This window comes from Flavobacterium sp. GCM10022190 (assembly GCF_042656445.1).
Taxonomy (GTDB): Bacteria; Bacteroidota; Bacteroidia; order Flavobacteriales; family Flavobacteriaceae; genus Flavobacterium; species Flavobacterium nitratireducens.
In genome coordinates this window covers 20,892-38,848 of the sequence record NZ_JBHSOQ010000007.1, presented here as the reverse complement: position 1 = coordinate 38,848, position 17,957 = coordinate 20,892, and the positions used below count along the sequence as shown (strand labels likewise).

Below are 17,957 nucleotides of genomic sequence, written 5' to 3'. Positions count from 1 at the left end.
CCTTTGCCCAAAAAAAATAGAATTCATGAAATTTGTACAACGTTTTGCCTACTATTTAGTGGGGTTAGTTATAGGTTGCTTTTTTGTTGCTCTTGTTTATAGTGGAAAAGATACCCGATGCAATTATTTTCCAAATGCCAGAGTATTAAATGATATCCGAAACAAACCTTTTGAATATTCTGAAGCAGCTTCAAAAATATTGGCTGAAACTTGGATTGACACAACCGATATCAAAAATACTTTAGAATTTGGTGATGTTAACTTTGACAAGAGTGATACTGATTTTGGTAAAAAATCAAAAATATATGTAATTGAAGGTAAAACTACAAAAGATGTCGAAATCATTTTAACAATACAAAATGATGAACACAAAGCAACTTTAATGAACATTATCAAGAAGTAATTTTTTTTAAAAATTAAAAATAGGTCCTTTAGGTTTCAATAGAAATTTAAAGGCTTTTTTTTTATCTAAATTTTTAAAATAATATTTTTTTTTAAAAAAAAACCTACATAAACTAAAATTCATTTATATTTGAAAAAAAGAACTAATTATCAAAACTGTTTATTAAAAAATATAAATATGAATAAAGCTAAGCTACTAAGCATAGGAATACTTTTGTTTGTTCTAACGGCTGCTTCAACCAAAAAAGTCACAACTGGATTTCAAGAGAAATTATTGAAAAGTAAAATGAATTTTGAAATGCCTAAAGAATATCTGGAAACGGCAGTTATTCCTAATAATCAGATGAATTACGATTTTGCTATCAAACATAAGGAAAAAGAATTTGAAATAAGATTTGCAATTCATCCCTTGGATGATAGGATGAAAAATTACTTAGATAAAGAAAAAAGCAAAAAATCCGGTGAAATAAACAAGAACCCGAACGAATTGTATCAAGCCTCATTCCTTGCTATTGCTATGAATGTTTCAGGTGTTTTTGATAAAATTCCAAGAACATCAACTTATCGCCCTGAATCAATTAAAGCCGAATTTAATGCCGATTGGGGAGCAATGGCAATGGTTGAAACTGGAAAAGAATTTTCTACAGTGTACAAATATTGTTTGATTGTAGCAATACACAAAGATAATATTGCTGATGCCTATTATTTCTATTTAGCAAATGACCAACAAACCTTAAAAGAATTAATACAGCCTGTTTTTCATACTCTAAAATTTAACTAAATGTTACAAACATGAGAAAAACAATTTATTTTTCATTCTTACTTTTTCTTATTTTTTCGATTACAAACAAAGGAATCTGTCAAAATAAAACCACACAGGATTCAATTAGAATAAGTGAAATAGACCAAACCTATTGGAATGAAATAGCTCGAACAGTTAACACCGGTGATTTTGAAGGTTACGAAGCGTTGTGTGATAAAAATGCTGTTTTAGTCGTATCAATAGGCAATAATAAACGCTCGGAACCGATGACTGTAGCTCTTGAACACTGGAAACAAGGATTTTTAGATACCAAAAATGGAAAAACAAAAGACACAGTCGCTTTTAGATTTTCTCAGAGAATTGGAAGCGCAACAACCGCACATGAAACTGGAATTTTTTGCTTCACATCAACTAATACCGCAAATCAAAAAACAACAAAACAATACATTCATTTTGAAGCTTTATTAGTAAAAAATGATGCGAAATGGCAAGTTGTAATGGAATATCAAAAATCATTGGCAACCCTAGAAGAATGGGAAGCTTTACAATAAATTACTAGAATAATTATTACGTTAAACCCAATTGATTTCAGCTTTATTTTTTGATTTCAAATAGTCATTTGCCTGACTAAAATGTTTATTACCAAACCATTTTCCCTGATTAGCACTCATAGGCGATGGATGTCCAGACTCCAAAACTAAATGTTTATTACGGTCAATTTTGCTTCCTTTTTTTTGTGCAAAAGTACCCCAAAGTAAAAAGACAATATTTTCTTTTTCATCTGAAATTTTCTGAATCACCGCATCTGTAAACAGATTCCATTTTAAATGCTTATGGCTGTTTGGTTTGTCTTTTCTCACGGTAAGCGATGCATTTAGCAACAAAACTCCTTGTTTTGCCCAATGATCTAAATTTCCCGAAACCGGCATCAGCAAATTATCCAAATCATCATTGATTTCTCTGTAAATGTTTCGCAATGATGGGGGAATTTTAACGCCATCATTCACCGAAAAACACAGCCCATTAGCCTCTCCTTCTCCATGATACGGATCTTGCCCAATGATTACCAATTTTAAATTGGAAAAATCGCAATAATTAAAAGCCGAAAAAATCAAATCCTTGGGCGGAAAACAAGTGAATTCATTGTATTCCTTTTCTACTTCTTGTAATAAATCATTAAAATAGGGCTTTTGAAGTTCTTCGGATAAAACCGATTGCCATTCAGGAGATAAGTTGAGTTGCATACGCATTAATTTCGGGTAAAGTTCGTAAAGTTTTTAGCAAAGTCAATGACAAAGTAATGAATTTCACTTCGAAACTTTGTAACTTTGACCCTTTACAACTCAGATTACAAAATGATATCCATCACCGAAAAAACATTACAAGATTTACAATTTCCAACCATTCTCGAAACCATTTCCGAGATTTGTAATACCGAAATTGGTAAAGAAAAAGCATTACAAATTACTCCTTTCAGAGACAAGGAAAGTTTAATGCAGGCTTTAAAGCAAACCTCTGAATATGTTTCTTCTTTTCAAAATAATAATGCGATTCCTAATCACGGTTTTGATGCGATAACGTATGAATTAAAATTCCTGGCTATTGAGGATAGTTTTCTGGAAGTAGGAAGTTTTAGAAAAATAGCTACACTTTCTACCACAGTGAATTTTATGTTGAATTTCCTGAAAAAATTTGATGATTATTATCCAAATATCAATGCGAGAGCTTCAAGAGTAGAGTATACTAAAGAAATTGTGAGCCTGATTGATGTTGTTGTAGATAAATATGGCGAAATAAAAGACAATGCCTCTCCTACTTTATTAGATATTCGAAGAAATATGAATATGGTTCGTGGCAAGGTAAATCAGAGTTTTGGTATTGCTTTGCAACAATATAATGGATTAGGTTATCTGGACGATATCAAAGAAAGTTTTGTTCAAAATCGACGCGTTTTGGCGGTTCTTTCTATGTACCGAAGAAAAGTAAGAGGTACCATTTTAGGAAGTTCTAAAACAGGTAGTATTGCCTATATAGAACCCGAAATGACCTTAAAATATTCTCGTGAATTAAGCAATTTAGAATACGAGGAAAAAGAAGAAATTACTCGAATTTTAAAGCAATTATCAAATGCTATTCGTCCTTTTTTACCTTTATTAAAAGAATATCAAGACTTTTTGAGTGATATTGATGTAATTGCAGCTAAAGCAAAATATGCTAATAAAATCAACGGACTTTTACCAACGATTACCGATGAACGTCGTTTGTATTTCAGAGAAGCTTTCCATCCAATTTTGTATCTGACAAATAAGCAAAAAAACGAAGTTACTTATCCGCAAACTATCGAATTAAAGCAGGAAAACCGAATTATAGTTATCTCCGGACCGAATGCCGGTGGAAAAACAATCTCCTTAAAAACAGTTGGGTTATTGCAATTGATGTTACAGTCAGGAATGTTGATTCCAGTTCACGAACGTTCAGAAACCTTTTTATTCGACCGAATCCTAACGGATATCGGAGATAATCAATCTATTGAAAATCACCTAAGTACCTATAGTTACCGATTAAAAAACATGAACTATTTCCTAAAGAAGTGCAATAGCAGAACCATGTTTTTGATTGACGAATTCGGTACTGGTTCTGATCCCGAATTAGGCGGTGCTTTGGCGGAGATTTTCTTGGAAGAATTCTATCATCGTGAAGCTTTTGGTATCATTACAACGCATTATGCCAATTTGAAAATATTAGCAAATGAATTGCCTTTTGCCACTAATGCCAACATGATGTTTGATGAAAAATCATTAGAACCCATGTACAAATTGGCTTTAGGTCAGGCTGGTAGTTCCTTTACTTTTGAAGTAGCGCAGAAAAACGGAATTCCTTTTGGTTTAATTAATCGTGCGAAAAAGAAAATTGAAGTGGGTAAAGTGCGTTTTGATAAAACCATTGCCAATTTGCAAAAAGAACGTTCTAAACTCGAAAAAACATCTCAAATTCTAAAAGAAGAAGAAATTCGTGCGCGTGAGGAAGGTAAAAAAATGGAATCTATCAATACCAAAATCAAGCAAAAACTGGAAAGCTATCAGGAATTGTACGATAGCAATCAAAAAGCCATTTATATTGGACAAAAAATTGATGATTTGGCCGAACGTTATTTCAACAACAAGAACAAAAAAGAATTGATTGGCGAATTTTTAAAAATTGTAGAAATTGAAAATTCGAAGCGTAAAAAAGCGACTCCAAAAGAAACCAAAGCCATAGTTGCCAAGAAAAAAGAAATCATCGAAGAAGTAAAAGTTCAGGTCGAAGAAATCAGAAAAGAAAAGAAAGAGAAAAAACTAAAACCTGTTATTGAAAAACCAAAACCTATTTTAAAAGTGGGCGATCGCGTGCGTATGCTGGACGGAAAAGCCGTGGGAAGTATTGATAAAATTGAAAAAAACAAAGCTGTTGTTAATTATGGTTTATTTACTTCTAAGGTGAATTTGGAGGAATTGGATTTGGTGGAAGCAGTTAAAAAGTAGTTTTCAGTCTCAGTTTTCAGTTAGCAGAGTCATTACGAGGAACGAAGCAATCACACTAAAACAAATAACTCTAGTATTTAAAAATTTAGAAATGCAAAACTTTATGAGGTTGCTTCATTCCTATTAATTATACAACCAATGCAAAACCTTCCTAAAAACAAAAAAATAATCCTTTTTGACGGCGTCTGTAACCTGTGTAATTCGGCGGTGCAATACATCATTGAAAGAGACAAAAAAGATGTATTTCGATTTGTGACTTTACAATCTGAATTAGGTCTGGAAATTTGCATTTATATTGGTGTAGATACAAAGAAAGTAGATAGTATCATTCTGTATGAACCAGGAATTGCCTATTATTTAAAATCGGATGCTGTTTTGAAAATTGCATCTGAATTCAATTCGATATATTCACTTTTAAATCTTTTTAAAATTTTCCCAAAAACACTTCGGGATAATATTTACGTTTATATCGCTAAAAACCGATATAAATGGTACGGTAAAAAAGAACATTGTATGATTCCAACACCTGAATTGAAAGCGAAATTTCTATAATTCTCTCCAATAAAAAAGGTATCAAAACGAATGATTTTGACACCTTTTCTTTTAAAACTTCTATCGAAATTAAGCGTTCTTTCTTCTTTTACGCTCTTTTTTTAACATTTTCAATTCACGACTTGTTTGACCAGCAACAGAAGTGTTTTCTTCAGCTCGTCTAATCAAATAAGGCATCACATCTTTTACAGGACCAAAAGGCAAATATTTAGCAACATTAAAACCGTTATAGGCCAAATTATAACTAATATTATCACTCATACCATACAATTGACCAAAAAAGATCCTTGAATCATCTACACTGATACCTTTTTCCTCCATCAATTGCATTAAATAATACGTACTTTCTTCATTATGTGTTCCTGCAAAAATGGCCATTTCATTAATATGCTCCATCATATAAACAATTGCAGTATCATAATTAATATCTGTAGCTTCTTTAGAAGGACAAATTGGTGATTTGTATCCTTTTTCAACAGCTCGGTCATTTTCTTTTTCCATGTAAGCACCACGAACAATTTTCATCCCAATATGGAATCCTTCTTGTTTAGCCTCTTCATGCAATTTTTTCAAATAATCCAATCGATCCCAACGATACATTTGAAGTGTATTATAAACAATTGCTTTTTCTTTATTGTATTTACGCATCATATTAGCAACCAAATCATCAGCTGCATTCTGCATCCAACTTTCTTCAGCATCAATCAATAAAGCAACGTCTTTTTTATGAGCTTCACTGCAAATTTGATCAAAACGAGCAACCACTCGTTCCCATTCGGCTTTTTCGTCAGCAGTGAGTTCTATCTTAGCACCTACTTTTTCATACAAGTCTATTCTCCCGATTCCAGTAGGTTTAAAAACTGCAAAAGGAATAGCCTGACGTTCTTGAGCAAAATCAATAGTTCGCAAAGTCATTTTTAGAGCGGCTTCAAACTGATCTTCTTCCTCTTTTCCTTCCACAGAATAGTCTAGTACTGAAGAAACTCCTTTTGTGTACATTTTGTCTACTACTGAAAGACAATCCTCTTCATTAACACCACCACAAAAATGATCAAAAACGCTAGCTCGAATTAATTTTTCAACTGGAAGGTGAACTTTCAGAGCAAAATTAGTAACCGCAGTCCCAATGCGCACTAATGGCTGACTTGATATCATCTTGAAAAGAAAATAGGCTCTGTCTAATTCGGTATCACTCTTTAAAGCAAAAGCAATTTCTGTATTTTTAAATATTTTTTTCATAGAATGTTTAAAATTTGTAGCAAATATAGGCACAGTTTTGAATACTATTTACTAGAAATTGCCTTATTTTGCAATTCAAATTAATTAATCACGATGCAAACAATTCAAGCCAACAACTACCCTGTCCATTTTAATGAAAAAGCATACGAGGCTTTAAACAAACATCTTTCTGAAAATAAATACTCTTCTATATTTATCATCGTTGACAGCAATACCAATGAATATTGTTTACCGAAACTACTTCCTAATATTGAAACCGATTTAAATGTAGAAATTATTGAATTTGAAGCAGGTGAAGAAAATAAAAACATTGAAACCTGTATTGAAATCTGGAAAGTACTTACAGAACTTGGAGGTGATCGTAAAAGTTTAGTATTAAATTTGGGAGGTGGTGTTGTAACCGACCTTGGCGGATTTGTTGCTTGTACTTTTAAAAGAGGGGTCGATTTTATCAATATCCCTACTACTTTGCTATCTATGGTCGATGCTTCGGTGGGCGGAAAAAATGGTGTAGATTTAGGTAATTTGAAAAACCAAATTGGGATTATTAATGTTCCTAGTATGGTTTTAATTGATACCCAATTTTTAGAAACAGTACCACAAAACGAAATGCGTTCTGGACTTGCTGAAATGTTAAAACACGGTTTAATTTACGATAAAAAATACTGGGAGGAATTTTTAGACATTTCAACAATTGATTTTAACACATTGGATGAATTAATCCATAAATCTGTTGTAATCAAGAATGAAATTGTAATGCAAGATCCAACCGAAAAAAATATTCGAAAAGCATTGAATTTTGGTCATACATTGGGACATGCAATTGAAGGGTATTTTTTAATCAATCCGGACAAAACCACATTACTTCACGGAGAAGCTATCGCTGCTGGAATGATTATGGAAAGCTATATCTCCTTACACAAAGGACTTATTTCTGAACAAGAATATATCCAGATTAAAACCGTTTTAAAATCTATTTACGAAGATATTGTTTTTGAAGAAGCAGATATCGAACCTATTCTTGAATTACTTAAGCACGATAAAAAGAATGAGTACGGAAGTATCCAGTTTGCTTTAATTGATGGTATTGGTAAGATTATTATTAACCAAGAAGTTGAGAACGAATTGATACTTAAAGCCTTTGAAGATTACAAATTTTAAGTATATATTTTTATAAAAAAGGATTGCATCGCTTATAATTTATTTTTTACATTTGCCGCAATGAAAAAAGATCAAAAACAAAGAAATTACAACTCTAATTCGAGCGTTAACAATCGTTCTTTCAAAAGAATGTTGAAGCGTTTTAATACTGTTGTGGGACATTTTATTTTTGATCTTTTTCAAATCTTGACTTCTGAAAATGAAAAACTTCAGATTACTTATGCTAATATTAGGGTTTGAATTATAGTTTGATACATTTTTTAAACTATAATAATACAAATACCTAAAAAAATGAACACTAAATATTCTGATCTAATCAATCAAACATACTATTTCCCTCAGGAAGAATTCAAACTAAACAAGGATAACCTATTATTTCACAATATCGACTTAATGAAATTGGTTGAAAAATATGGTACTCCTTTAAAGTTTACTTACCTACCTCAAATCTCTAACAATATCAGTAAAGCTAAAAGCTGGTTTCGTAAAGCGATGGAGAAAAACAAGTATGAAGGGAAATATTACTATTGCTATTGCACTAAAAGCTCTCATTTTGAATTCATTATGAATGAAGCTTTCAAAAACAATATTCACGTTGAAACTTCATCAGCTTTCGACATTAATATAGTTGAGAATTTATTAGAAAATGGTAAAATCAACAAAAGTACTTATGTAATTTGTAATGGTTTTAAAAGAGATGAATACATTACCAATATTGCTAGATTAATCAATAACGGACATAAAAACACTATTCCAATTATTGATAACTACGAAGAATTAGACTTGCTTCAGGCAGAAATCAAAGGAAAATTCAAAATTGGAATTCGTATCGCTGCAGAGGAAGAACCTAAATTTGAGTTCTATACTTCTCGTTTAGGAATTGGTTACAAAAACATTGTCAATTTCTACAAAAAGCAAATTCAGGAAAATAACAATCTTGAATTAAAAATGCTTCACTTTTTCATTAATACAGGTATCAATGATACTGCATATTACTGGAACGAATTAGTAAAATGTATCAAAGTATATATAGCACTTAAACGAGAATGTCCTAGTCTTGATGGACTGAACATTGGTGGTGGTTTCCCTATCAAAAATTCATTAGCTTTTGAATATGATTACCAATATATGATTGACGAAATCATAAATCAAATCAAAATTGCTTGTGATGAAGCCGAAGTAGATGTTCCTCATATCTTTACAGAATTTGGATCTTTTACTGTTGGAGAAAGCGGGGGTGCAATCTACCAAGTATTGTATCAAAAACAACAAAATGACAGAGAGAAGTGGAACATGATTGACTCTTCATTCATTACTACTTTACCTGATACTTGGGCTATTAATAAACGCTTTATCATGTTAGCTGTAAATCGCTGGAATGACACCTACGAAAGAGTACTTTTAGGTGGATTAACTTGTGATAGCGATGATTATTACAATTCAGAGCAAAACATGAATGCGATTTATTTACCAAAATACAATAAAGAAAAACCATTATATATAGGATTTTTTAATACAGGAGCTTATCAAGAAACCATTGGTGGATACGGAGGTTTACACCACTGCTTAATTCCACAACCTAAACATATTCTGATAGATAGAGATGAAAATGGTATACTGGCAACTGAAGTTTTTTCAGAGCAACAAACCTCTGAAGAAGTATTAAAAATTTTAGGTTATAAATAAAAAATAATTAATCAAATACACATTTAGTAGATATATAATTTCATTATATTTGAACCGTATAGATTCAAAATATGATCAATTTACTAAAGATTTAAATCCCAAAAAATGAGTAAAGGACCTATCAGTCAATTTATTGAAAAACATTATTTACATTTCAATTCGGCAGCATTAGTTGATGCAGCAAAAGCATACGAAGAACAATTAGCCAAAGGTTCTAAAATGTTAGTGAGTATGGCTGGAGCAATGAGTACAGCTGAAATTGGAAAAATATTTGCAGAAGTTATTCGTCAAGATAAAGTTCAAATCATTTCTTGTACAGGAGCTAATCTTGAAGAAGATATCATGAACTTAGTAGCGCACTCACACTACGAAAGAGTACCTCACTACCGTGATTTAACGCCACAAGACGAATGGGATTTATTAGAGCGTGGTTTAAACCGTGTAACTGACACTTGTATTCCAGAACACGAAGCTTTCCGTAGATTACAAAAACACATCTACAAAATATGGAAAGATGCAGATGATAAAGGAGAACGTTATTTTCCTCATGAATTCATGTACAAAATGTTGCTTTCTGGAGTATTGGAAGAATATTACGAAATTGACTTAAAAGACAGCTGGATGTATGCTGCTGCGGAGAAAAATTTACCTATTATTGTACCAGGATGGGAAGATAGCACAATGGGTAATATTTTTGCTTCATACGTAATCAAAGGAGAATTAAAAGCTTCAACTATGAAATCAGGTATCGAATACATGACTTTCTTAGCAGATTGGTATACAAAAAATTGTGAAAACGGAATAGGTTTCTTCCAAATTGGAGGAGGTATTGCAGGAGACTTTCCTATTTGTGTAGTTCCTATGTTGTACCAAGATATGGAAATGCACGATGTCCCTTTCTGGAGCTATTTCTGTCAAATTTCAGATTCAACTACTAGTTACGGTTCGTATTCTGGAGCAGTTCCAAATGAAAAAATCACTTGGGGTAAATTAGACATCAATACACCTAAGTTTATTATTGAATCAGATGCTACCATTGTAGCGCCATTAATTTTTGCTTATTTATTAGATTTATAATACCATTTTTATGAGAAGAGTTATTGTTGAGTATGCTAAATTAACAAACGAAATTTTAAACTTATTGGTTGAAAAATTTCCTGATGGATATGACGACGAAGATATCATCCGTTTTAAAAATGCAAAAAACGAATTAGTTGAGGCTGTTGAAGTTCGTACTGAAGACACAATCTACCTAGTAAAAGTGAGTACTAAACTTGCTGATAGAATTGAGAATTTTGACGAAGACGATGATATTGACGATGTAATTGAACCTATTGCACCAATCAAAGGTTTAGATTTGGATGACGATATTAGTGACGACGATGATGACGATGATGATAGCGATAAACCAGAACTTGACGAAGATGATGAAGATGGTGACGACAAAGATATCGCAGATGATGACGATGAGGATGACGAAGATTAATTCATAAAAAAATAAAAAAAAAGGAACTCTAAACTGGGTTCCTTTTTTTATCGACTACCACAACCAAGTTTTAACAATTTCAAATAATGATTAGTTCTCAAATACTACATTCTTGTCTTAAGGAAAATTTCGGATTTGAAAAATTCAGAACCAATCAAGAGGAAATAATCAATACTATTCTAAGAAGACAAGATACATTAGCTATCATGCCAACAGGTGGAGGAAAATCCATTTGTTTCCAATTGCCAGCACTATTATTTCCAGGAATCACTATTGTAATTTCGCCATTAATCGCTTTAATGAAAGATCAAGTAGATAGCTTGAAAGCAAACGGAATTAGCGCCTGTTATATTAACAGTACTCAATCTGAAACAGAACAACAAAACCATATTCAAAATATTATTGACAAAAAAATCAAGCTAGTATACGTTGCTCCCGAGAGTTTATCTTATCTGGAGAATACGTTTACTCTGATTGAAATAAGTCTAATTGCAATAGACGAAGCCCATTGTATTTCGTCATGGGGACACGATTTTAGACCTGCTTATACCAATTTGGGTTATCTAAAAAACCGCTTCCCTTCCACTCCTATTCTTGCTTTAACAGCAACAGCCGATAAAGCTACTCGTGAAGACATTAGCAACCAACTAAATTTAAAAAATCCAGCTGTTTTTATTTCATCCTTCGATAGAAAAAACCTCAGTTTAGAAGTTCGTCCAGCTTTGGACAGAGTTAAACAAATTATCGATTTCATTGAATCTAAAGCAAATGAATCGGGAATTATTTATTGTTTGAGTCGAAAAACAACCGAAGAGCTTGCTGAAAAACTAACCAAAGCAGGTATTACAGCAAAAGCTTATCATGCAGGCTTAGAAACAGAACTTCGTTCCATAACACAAGATCAATTTATTAATGACAAATGCCAAGTGGTTTGTGCAACTATCGCCTTTGGTATGGGAATTGACAAATCGAATGTTCGTTGGGTCATTCATTATAATTTACCAAAAAACATTGAAGGTTATTATCAGGAAATAGGACGAGCCGGTCGTGATGGTTTGCCTTCTGAAACTATATTATTCGAAAGTTATGGCGATTTGATTCAACTGCAAAAATTTGCTTCACAAGGTCAAAATACTGAAATCCAGTTGGCCAAACTCGAAAGAATGAAACAATATGCTGACGCATTGAGTTGCAGACGCAAAATTTTACTTTCTTATTTTGGTGAAATTGTTTCCGGAAATTGTGGCAATTGCGACATATGTAAAAATCCACCAGCCTTTTTTGATGGAACTATTTTAGCGCAGAAAGCCTTGTCAGCAATTATTCGACTTAAAGAATCCGAACCGCTACCGGTAATTATTGATTTTTTAAGAGGATCTAAAAATGCTTACATCTACGAAAAAGAATATCAAAATTTAAAAACATACGGCGTTGGAATAGAAACTTCTTGGCAAGACTGGAACCAATACCTAATTCAATTAATTAATCTTGGTTATTGCGAAATTGCCTTTCATCAGCAAAATAAAATTCGTTTGACTCCCTTAGCTAAAAAAGTGTTATTCGAAAACGAAAAAGTCCAACTCAATACTATTAAAAAGTCAGTTCCAAAACAAGCCGAACAAGAGACTAACAAAACAAAAAAGGTAAAGAATTCACTATTTGAAAGCTTACGCAAATTACGTTATGAAATTGCCCAAGAAGAAGAGGTTCCTGCCTATGTCATTTTTAGCGATTCGACTTTACGCCAAATGGAAATCAATCGTCCTATGAGTGAGGAAGAATTGATTGCAATTGACGGAGTTGGAAAAGCCAAATTGGAAAAATATGGTGATGCTTTTATTAAAACCATCATTTCATTTCATAAGGACAAAAAAGTAAAACCAAAGAAAGGATCAAACACTTATAAAGAAACATTTGCTTTATATCAAGAAGGATTAACAGTAGAAGCAATCGCCGAAAAAAGAAAATTAGGTGTTAGCACTATTATTTCGCATTTAGCAAAATTATATTCAGACGGTGCTACAATAGACTTAAACCAATTTGTTTCTAATGAAGAAGTTGCTCTAATTTCAGCAGCTGCTATTCAATTAGAAAAACCAACAGCATTGAAACCCTATTTTGATTATTTTGAAGAAAAAATGAGTTACGAAAAAATCCGAGTGGGATTAGCCATAATTGAAAAAGAAGAGAATGTAATGTAATTATGATTCGCTCCTTTCCTCCTTTTAATGAGTCATTGTATTCGATGAACTTGTTTGGTTGCGTTTAAGTATTTCATTTATCGTAGTGACTTAATGGATTTAGTTAACGCTTATCTAAGTTATACCAAAATGAATCCGAGTGTGGTGTAAGAATTATTTTGTATGTTTGGGGGAAGAAAAAATTACTCCATGATAATATTCAAAATAAAAGCAGATAAAATTGAGGAATTATTCCATTTTATGAATTGTTTTAAGGACAATGAATTAATGAAATTTCAATATGGTCCGATTAAAGAGGATAACCTTCCTGTTTTATATTTCAAACTAGCTTTGATTAAAAAAACTACTTTCCTTAGAAGATTAAGAGATTTTAGTAAAATCCATAAAAACTCAATAGTAGCTGAAGAAGTTATTCAAAATAGATTTGAAGAGAATGATTGATATTAATTAATAAGTGAAGTTTATGGAATTAGGAAACAATAAAACAGACTATGCTGTTGCATTAAGCAAAATTGCATCAAGTATAATTTTTCCGGAATTAGGCTTTTTAGGTGAAATTATTGGAAATGTAATTCCAAATCAAAGAATAGATAGGATAGCTAAGTATGTAAAACAGCTTGATGAAAGATTATCTTCAATTCCTTTAGAAAAATTAAATAAATTGGTAGAAAATGAACAGTTTATAGATTTAATTGAGGAGAGTTGTTATATGTCAGCCAGGATAATGTCTGACGAAAGGAGAGAATATATCATTAATATAATTGCCAATGGAATTGAGGAGGAAGAGCTTGATATGATACAGTCCAAACAGTTGTTAAAAATATTAAATGAGTTGAATGATATTGAAGTAATATTATTAAGATACCATCTACATCCTACAATTGAAGGGGATGAAGAATTCAGAGAAAAACATAAAAACCTTTTAAATGGGGTTAACAAATATTCTCATAAAGACGAAAAAGAATTTGTAAATTACATTATGAAAGAGAGTTATACTGAACATTTAGATAGACTAGGGTTAATTAATCATATCTTCAGATTGGATAAAAATGGACAGCCTATTATTGACAGGATAACAGGTAAACCTGAGACAAGATATATTAGAATAACAACACTTGGTAAGCTTTTATTAAAAAAAATTGGGTTTAGTGATGAAATAGAAATATATAGAAAACCCATTCAAGTAAACAGATTATAAAAAACACCAGTTTTTAGCAAAAAGAAAAAAGAAATAAACGCAACTCCGCCCGATTGGGCGGATTTTTGTGTGTAAAAGAAAAAAAAGAGTTACGAAAAAATCAGAGTGGGATTAGCCATAATTGAAAAAGAAGAAAATGTAATGTAATTATGATTCGCTCCTTTCCTCCTTTCATAGACTATGAAACTGAAATTCTTATCCTCGGCACTATGCCTGGAATTGCTTCTTTGGAGAAACAAGAATATTATGCGCATCCGCGAAATCATTTTTGGAAAATTATCTATACGATTTTTGACCAATTACCGGTTTCTTCCATTTTTGAAGAAAAAATTCAACTTTTGAAAAATAACAAAATTGGAATTTGGGATGTATTGGAAAATTGTGAACGAAAAGGAAGTTTGGATATTCATATCAAAAATCATCGAGCGAATGATTTTGAAAGTTTATTCAAAGAGTACCCTCAAATTAGAACTATCATTTTCAACGGAAAGGAAAGTAGTAAATACTTCCTAAAAAGTTTCGGACAAATAAAAGGCATCACTTATTATGTGATGCCTTCTACTAGTCCTGCTAATACAATGTCTTTTGAAAACAAATTAAAATTTTGGTCAAGTTGCTTTAAAGACTTATAAATATTTTTCTTGAAAAACGGTTTGATGGTGTTTTAAATGTCCAATGATTATAAAACCAATAGCACGAACTGAAATTTGATTATCCGAAGCAGTTCCGATTCTTTTTAATTGTTCTTCTGAAAAACTCTTAAAAAGCGCCAAAGTCCCCTGACGAACTATCGATAATTCCGTCAACAAACTTTGCAAATGTCTATCGTTTGCATTGGTATTCAATGCAAATTCATTTTCATCAAAGCCGGGTAAAGGCGTTTTGTCGTTTCTCGAAATTCGTAAAGCACGATAACTAAAAACACGCTCCGTATCAATTATATGCTGAATAATTTCTTTGATTGTCCATTTGCCATCGGCATAACGATAATCAAATTTATCCATTGGAATATCCTGAACAAAACGAATAAAAGCATGAAGACTTATTTCTAAGTCTTCATATAAATCTTCATCGCCTGCAGCTTGTATGTAAGTAGCATTAAATTTTGAATATTCGTTTTCTGTAACATCAGTACGTTTCATAATTCAATTTTTAAGCTGAATTTCTACTTGCATTTGTATTACCAAATAAAGAACGCATTACGATTTTTTCGTAAACCTTAATTAGTTTTTCATCTGGATTTACTTCTTTATTCAATTCATTGATTCTCAATAAAGCATATTGCTGGATTGTCAATAATGGCAACACAATACGCTCTCTAATTTGGATAGAAGCAATACCGTCAGGATAATTCTCCATCAATTCTTTATGACCCGCTATCTTCAACAACAAACGCTTAGTTTCTAAGAACTCATCGTAAATATTTTGCCAGAATTCTCCAAATTCAGGATCATTTCTCATATAGGCTGTCAATGGAAAGAATGACTTAGCCAATGACATCATACTGTTTTCTAACAAGGTTTTAAAGAATAAAGAACGATTGTATAAATCTTGAACTTTTTCCCACTGTCCTGTTTCTTCAAAATGTTTTAAAGCCGAACCTACTCCATAGAAACCAGGTACGTTTTGCTTCAATTGACTCCAAGAACCTACGAAAGGAATTGCTCTTAAATCTTTAAAATCTAATTTTTCAGACTTACTTCTTTTTGAAGGTCGGCTACCAATATTCGTTTTTGCATAATATTTCAACGTACTCATTTTCTCTAAGTACGGAATAAATTTATCGTGGTTTTTAAAACTCAAATACTTTTGGTATCCTAATTCCGATAAATGCGTCATAATCGCTTTATCATCATCTGATAATTTATTCAAATCCTTATTGAATACTTGGTTAGTTACACCTGCACTTAATAAGTTCTCTAAATTATGACGGCAAGAATCTAATGTTCCAAAGTTTGAACTAATTGTTTGTCCTTGAACCGTTACTTGAATTTCTTTATTTTCAATTTCTGGCCCTAAAGAAGCATAGAATTTATGTGTTTTTCCTCCTCCACGTGCAGGTGGTCCACCACGTCCATCAAAGAATATTACTTTAATTCCATATTTTCTGGACATTGCAGTAAGATTTTCTTTTGCCTGATAAATACTCCAGTTAGCCATTAAATAACCGCCGTCTTTTGTACCATCAGAGAAACCAAGCATAATTGTTTGTTTCATTCCTCTATTAGCCAAATGTTTGGCATAAACTGGGTTAGTATACAATTGCTCCATCACATTATGTGCATTTTGCAAATCATCAACAGATTCAAACAAAGGAACAATATCAACAGATGGATCTTCCCAATTACTCAATCTAAATAATGCATAAGCTTCTAAAACATTTACTGCATTTTCATTATTACTAATGATATATCGATTTGCTCCTAATTCACCGTTGCCTTCTTGAATCTTTTTAATAGCATAAATCGACTCAATAGTAGATTTAGTCATCTCGTTTTTAAAATCTGCTGGATTAAGATTTCCATTTAGACTAGTTAAAACTTCACATTTTTCAGCCTCCGATAATTCGTAGTAGTTTTTAGGAAAAACCTCGCTTCCGTTATTTTGATAAAAATCAAAAATATCTCTAAATACAGCATCATGAATTTTGCTGTTTTGACGAATATCCAAAGTTGCAAAATGGAATCCAAATAAATTCACTTTGATTAAAAGTGCCTCTAATTCATCAACATACAAAGATTGATGTTGTTCTATAATGATCGTTTTAATTTTATTCAACTGTGTTTTAAACTCTTCAAGAGAGATAAAAATTTCACCTGTAGAATAAAATACCGAACGATATAATTTATTTTCAAGCTCCGCTACCAAAACATCAACTCCAGAGAACGTTAACTTACGTTTTAAGTTTCTCATTTCAAAATAGTAACATTTCAAAATAGAAGTTCTTAAACGATCAGCTACTTTCAACGTAATATCAGTCGTTACAAACGGATTACCGTCTCTATCTCCTCCTGGCCAGAAACCAAGTTGAATAATCGGGTTTTTAATATTGTTATTTGGAGCGATATTGGTTTCTAAATAATGCATTAAATCTCCAACAGTATTATAGAATACATTTTCTAAATACCAAATTAAGCTTACTGCTTCATCATAAGGATTTGGCTTCTCATTATTGATAAAAGGTGTTTTTCCTAATTGTGCCAAAAGCTGTTTGATACGTAACAAATTATTTTCACGAATAGCCTCAGTCAAATCGTTAATAATTCCTAATACGGGACCTGGGTAAAATTGTGTTGGGTGAGCTGTTAAAACTGTTCTAACATTAAAATTTTCTAGAAATTCAGCTAGTTCTTCATTCTTCCCTCTAGCCTCAGATTTCTCCTTAATATCACGCAAAGAACCTCGTCCCTCCATATTATTTACAATAGGAAAAGCGGCATCTTCAATAGCATCAAATAATACAATTTGACGCTCAATGTACTGAATAAAACGAAACATTAAATCAATTTTATCAGCCTCTACATCAGTGTGTAAATATTTTTTAGAGAAGAATTCAAAAATTTCCTTTGGTGTTTCCATTTTCTTATAACCTGTATCACAAACTTCTGTGAATAAAGGTAATAAAGCACCTGTATTATCTATAGAGTCGAAAGGTAAAGTAATGAAAACGCTGTTGTAAATATGGTATTTAGAGAGAACGTTTTGGTTAAAACGTTCTATTTTAGGGAGCGTATACATAAATTAGGTT

At 31.9% G+C, this 17,957-nt stretch carries 18 protein-coding genes; 14 read left to right on the top strand and 4 right to left on the bottom strand.

Annotated features, from left to right (window positions below; genetic code table 11):
* The first annotated feature begins 25 nt into the window (after positions 1–25).
* The 3 genes from ACFPTQ_RS15950 to ACFPTQ_RS15940 all read left to right on the top strand — a co-directional run bounded on the left by ACFPTQ_RS15950 (position 26) and on the right by ACFPTQ_RS15940 (position 1,716).
* A complete protein-coding gene (locus ACFPTQ_RS15950) occupies positions 26–403 on the top strand; it encodes a DUF4258 domain-containing protein (protein ID WP_379778952.1) in 378 nt (125 codons plus the stop codon).
* Positions 404–580: 177 nt separating this feature from the next.
* Complete coding sequence (locus ACFPTQ_RS15945; protein WP_379778949.1) at positions 581–1,183, top strand: hypothetical protein; 603 nt, start codon at positions 581–583, stop codon at positions 1,181–1,183.
* 11 nt (positions 1,184–1,194) lie between these two features.
* A complete protein-coding gene (locus ACFPTQ_RS15940; protein ID WP_379778946.1) occupies positions 1,195–1,716 on the top strand; it encodes a hypothetical protein in 522 nt (173 codons plus the stop codon).
* A gap of 21 nt (positions 1,717–1,737) precedes the next feature.
* Here the strand turns inward: ACFPTQ_RS15940 and ung are convergent, their stop codons facing one another.
* Positions 1,738–2,409, bottom strand: coding sequence for a uracil-DNA glycosylase (ung, locus tag ACFPTQ_RS15935; RefSeq protein WP_379778943.1), 672 nt, complete (start codon positions 2,407–2,409; stop codon positions 1,738–1,740).
* 111 nt (positions 2,410–2,520) lie between these two features.
* Between ung and ACFPTQ_RS15930 the strand changes: the two genes are divergently transcribed.
* Both ACFPTQ_RS15930 and ACFPTQ_RS15925 read left to right on the top strand, forming a co-directional pair.
* Entirely contained in the window at positions 2,521–4,686 is a 2,166-nt protein-coding gene (locus ACFPTQ_RS15930) for an endonuclease MutS2 (protein ID WP_379778940.1), read from the top strand.
* 138 nt (positions 4,687–4,824) lie between these two features.
* Positions 4,825–5,238, top strand: a complete 414-nt coding sequence (locus ACFPTQ_RS15925; RefSeq protein ID WP_379778937.1) for a thiol-disulfide oxidoreductase DCC family protein — start codon at positions 4,825–4,827, stop codon at positions 5,236–5,238.
* A gap of 69 nt (positions 5,239–5,307) precedes the next feature.
* On the opposite strand, the gene ACFPTQ_RS15920 is transcribed toward ACFPTQ_RS15925, so the two are convergent.
* The gene (locus ACFPTQ_RS15920; protein ID WP_379778934.1) at positions 5,308–6,477 is read right to left on the bottom strand and encodes a proline dehydrogenase family protein; all 1,170 of its coding nucleotides are present in this window, start codon (positions 6,475–6,477) and stop codon (positions 5,308–5,310) included.
* Positions 6,478–6,570: 93 nt separating this feature from the next.
* Here ACFPTQ_RS15920 and aroB point away from each other — a divergent pair, with 93 nt between their 5' ends.
* From aroB to ACFPTQ_RS15875, 9 genes are all read left to right on the top strand, one after another.
* On the top strand, positions 6,571–7,638 hold the full coding sequence (gene aroB, locus ACFPTQ_RS15915) for a 3-dehydroquinate synthase (protein ID WP_379778931.1): 1,068 nt from the start codon (positions 6,571–6,573) through the stop codon (positions 7,636–7,638).
* A gap of 60 nt (positions 7,639–7,698) precedes the next feature.
* Positions 7,699–7,878 (top strand): hypothetical protein, encoded by a 180-nt coding sequence (locus tag ACFPTQ_RS15910; protein ID WP_278035723.1) that lies wholly within the window; start codon positions 7,699–7,701, stop codon positions 7,876–7,878.
* Between the two features lie 51 nt (positions 7,879–7,929).
* Positions 7,930–9,324 (top strand): arginine decarboxylase, encoded by a 1,395-nt coding sequence (locus ACFPTQ_RS15905; RefSeq protein ID WP_278035724.1) that lies wholly within the window; start codon positions 7,930–7,932, stop codon positions 9,322–9,324.
* A gap of 105 nt (positions 9,325–9,429) precedes the next feature.
* Positions 9,430–10,401, top strand: a complete 972-nt coding sequence (locus ACFPTQ_RS15900) for a deoxyhypusine synthase family protein (RefSeq protein ID WP_341699455.1) — start codon at positions 9,430–9,432, stop codon at positions 10,399–10,401.
* A gap of 10 nt (positions 10,402–10,411) precedes the next feature.
* Positions 10,412–10,810 (top strand): DNA primase, encoded by a 399-nt coding sequence (locus ACFPTQ_RS15895; protein WP_278035726.1) that lies wholly within the window; start codon positions 10,412–10,414, stop codon positions 10,808–10,810.
* A gap of 86 nt (positions 10,811–10,896) precedes the next feature.
* Positions 10,897–13,011 carry a DNA helicase RecQ gene (gene recQ, locus ACFPTQ_RS15890; protein WP_379778926.1) on the top strand — a complete coding sequence of 705 codons (2,115 nt, stop codon included), beginning with the start codon at positions 10,897–10,899 and terminating at the stop codon, positions 13,009–13,011.
* 189 nt (positions 13,012–13,200) lie between these two features.
* Positions 13,201–13,452, top strand: a complete 252-nt coding sequence (locus tag ACFPTQ_RS15885) for a hypothetical protein (protein ID WP_379778923.1) — start codon at positions 13,201–13,203, stop codon at positions 13,450–13,452.
* A 22-nt stretch (positions 13,453–13,474) separates the two neighbouring features.
* Positions 13,475–14,209 (top strand): hypothetical protein, encoded by a 735-nt coding sequence (locus tag ACFPTQ_RS15880; protein ID WP_379778921.1) that lies wholly within the window; start codon positions 13,475–13,477, stop codon positions 14,207–14,209.
* A 149-nt stretch (positions 14,210–14,358) separates the two neighbouring features.
* Entirely contained in the window at positions 14,359–14,841 is a 483-nt protein-coding gene (locus ACFPTQ_RS15875) for a DNA-deoxyinosine glycosylase (RefSeq protein ID WP_379778918.1), read from the top strand.
* On the opposite strand, the gene ACFPTQ_RS15870 is transcribed toward ACFPTQ_RS15875, so the two are convergent.
* Together ACFPTQ_RS15870 and ACFPTQ_RS15865 are read right to left on the bottom strand one after the other, a co-directional pair.
* Entirely contained in the window at positions 14,836–15,351 is a 516-nt protein-coding gene (locus tag ACFPTQ_RS15870; protein ID WP_379778915.1) for a DinB family protein, read from the bottom strand. The two genes, ACFPTQ_RS15875 and ACFPTQ_RS15870, sit on opposite strands and share 6 nt — an antisense overlap.
* A gap of 10 nt (positions 15,352–15,361) precedes the next feature.
* Positions 15,362–17,947 (bottom strand): phosphoenolpyruvate carboxylase, encoded by a 2,586-nt coding sequence (locus ACFPTQ_RS15865; RefSeq protein WP_379778912.1) that lies wholly within the window; start codon positions 17,945–17,947, stop codon positions 15,362–15,364.
* Between the last annotated feature and the right edge of the window lie 10 nt (positions 17,948–17,957).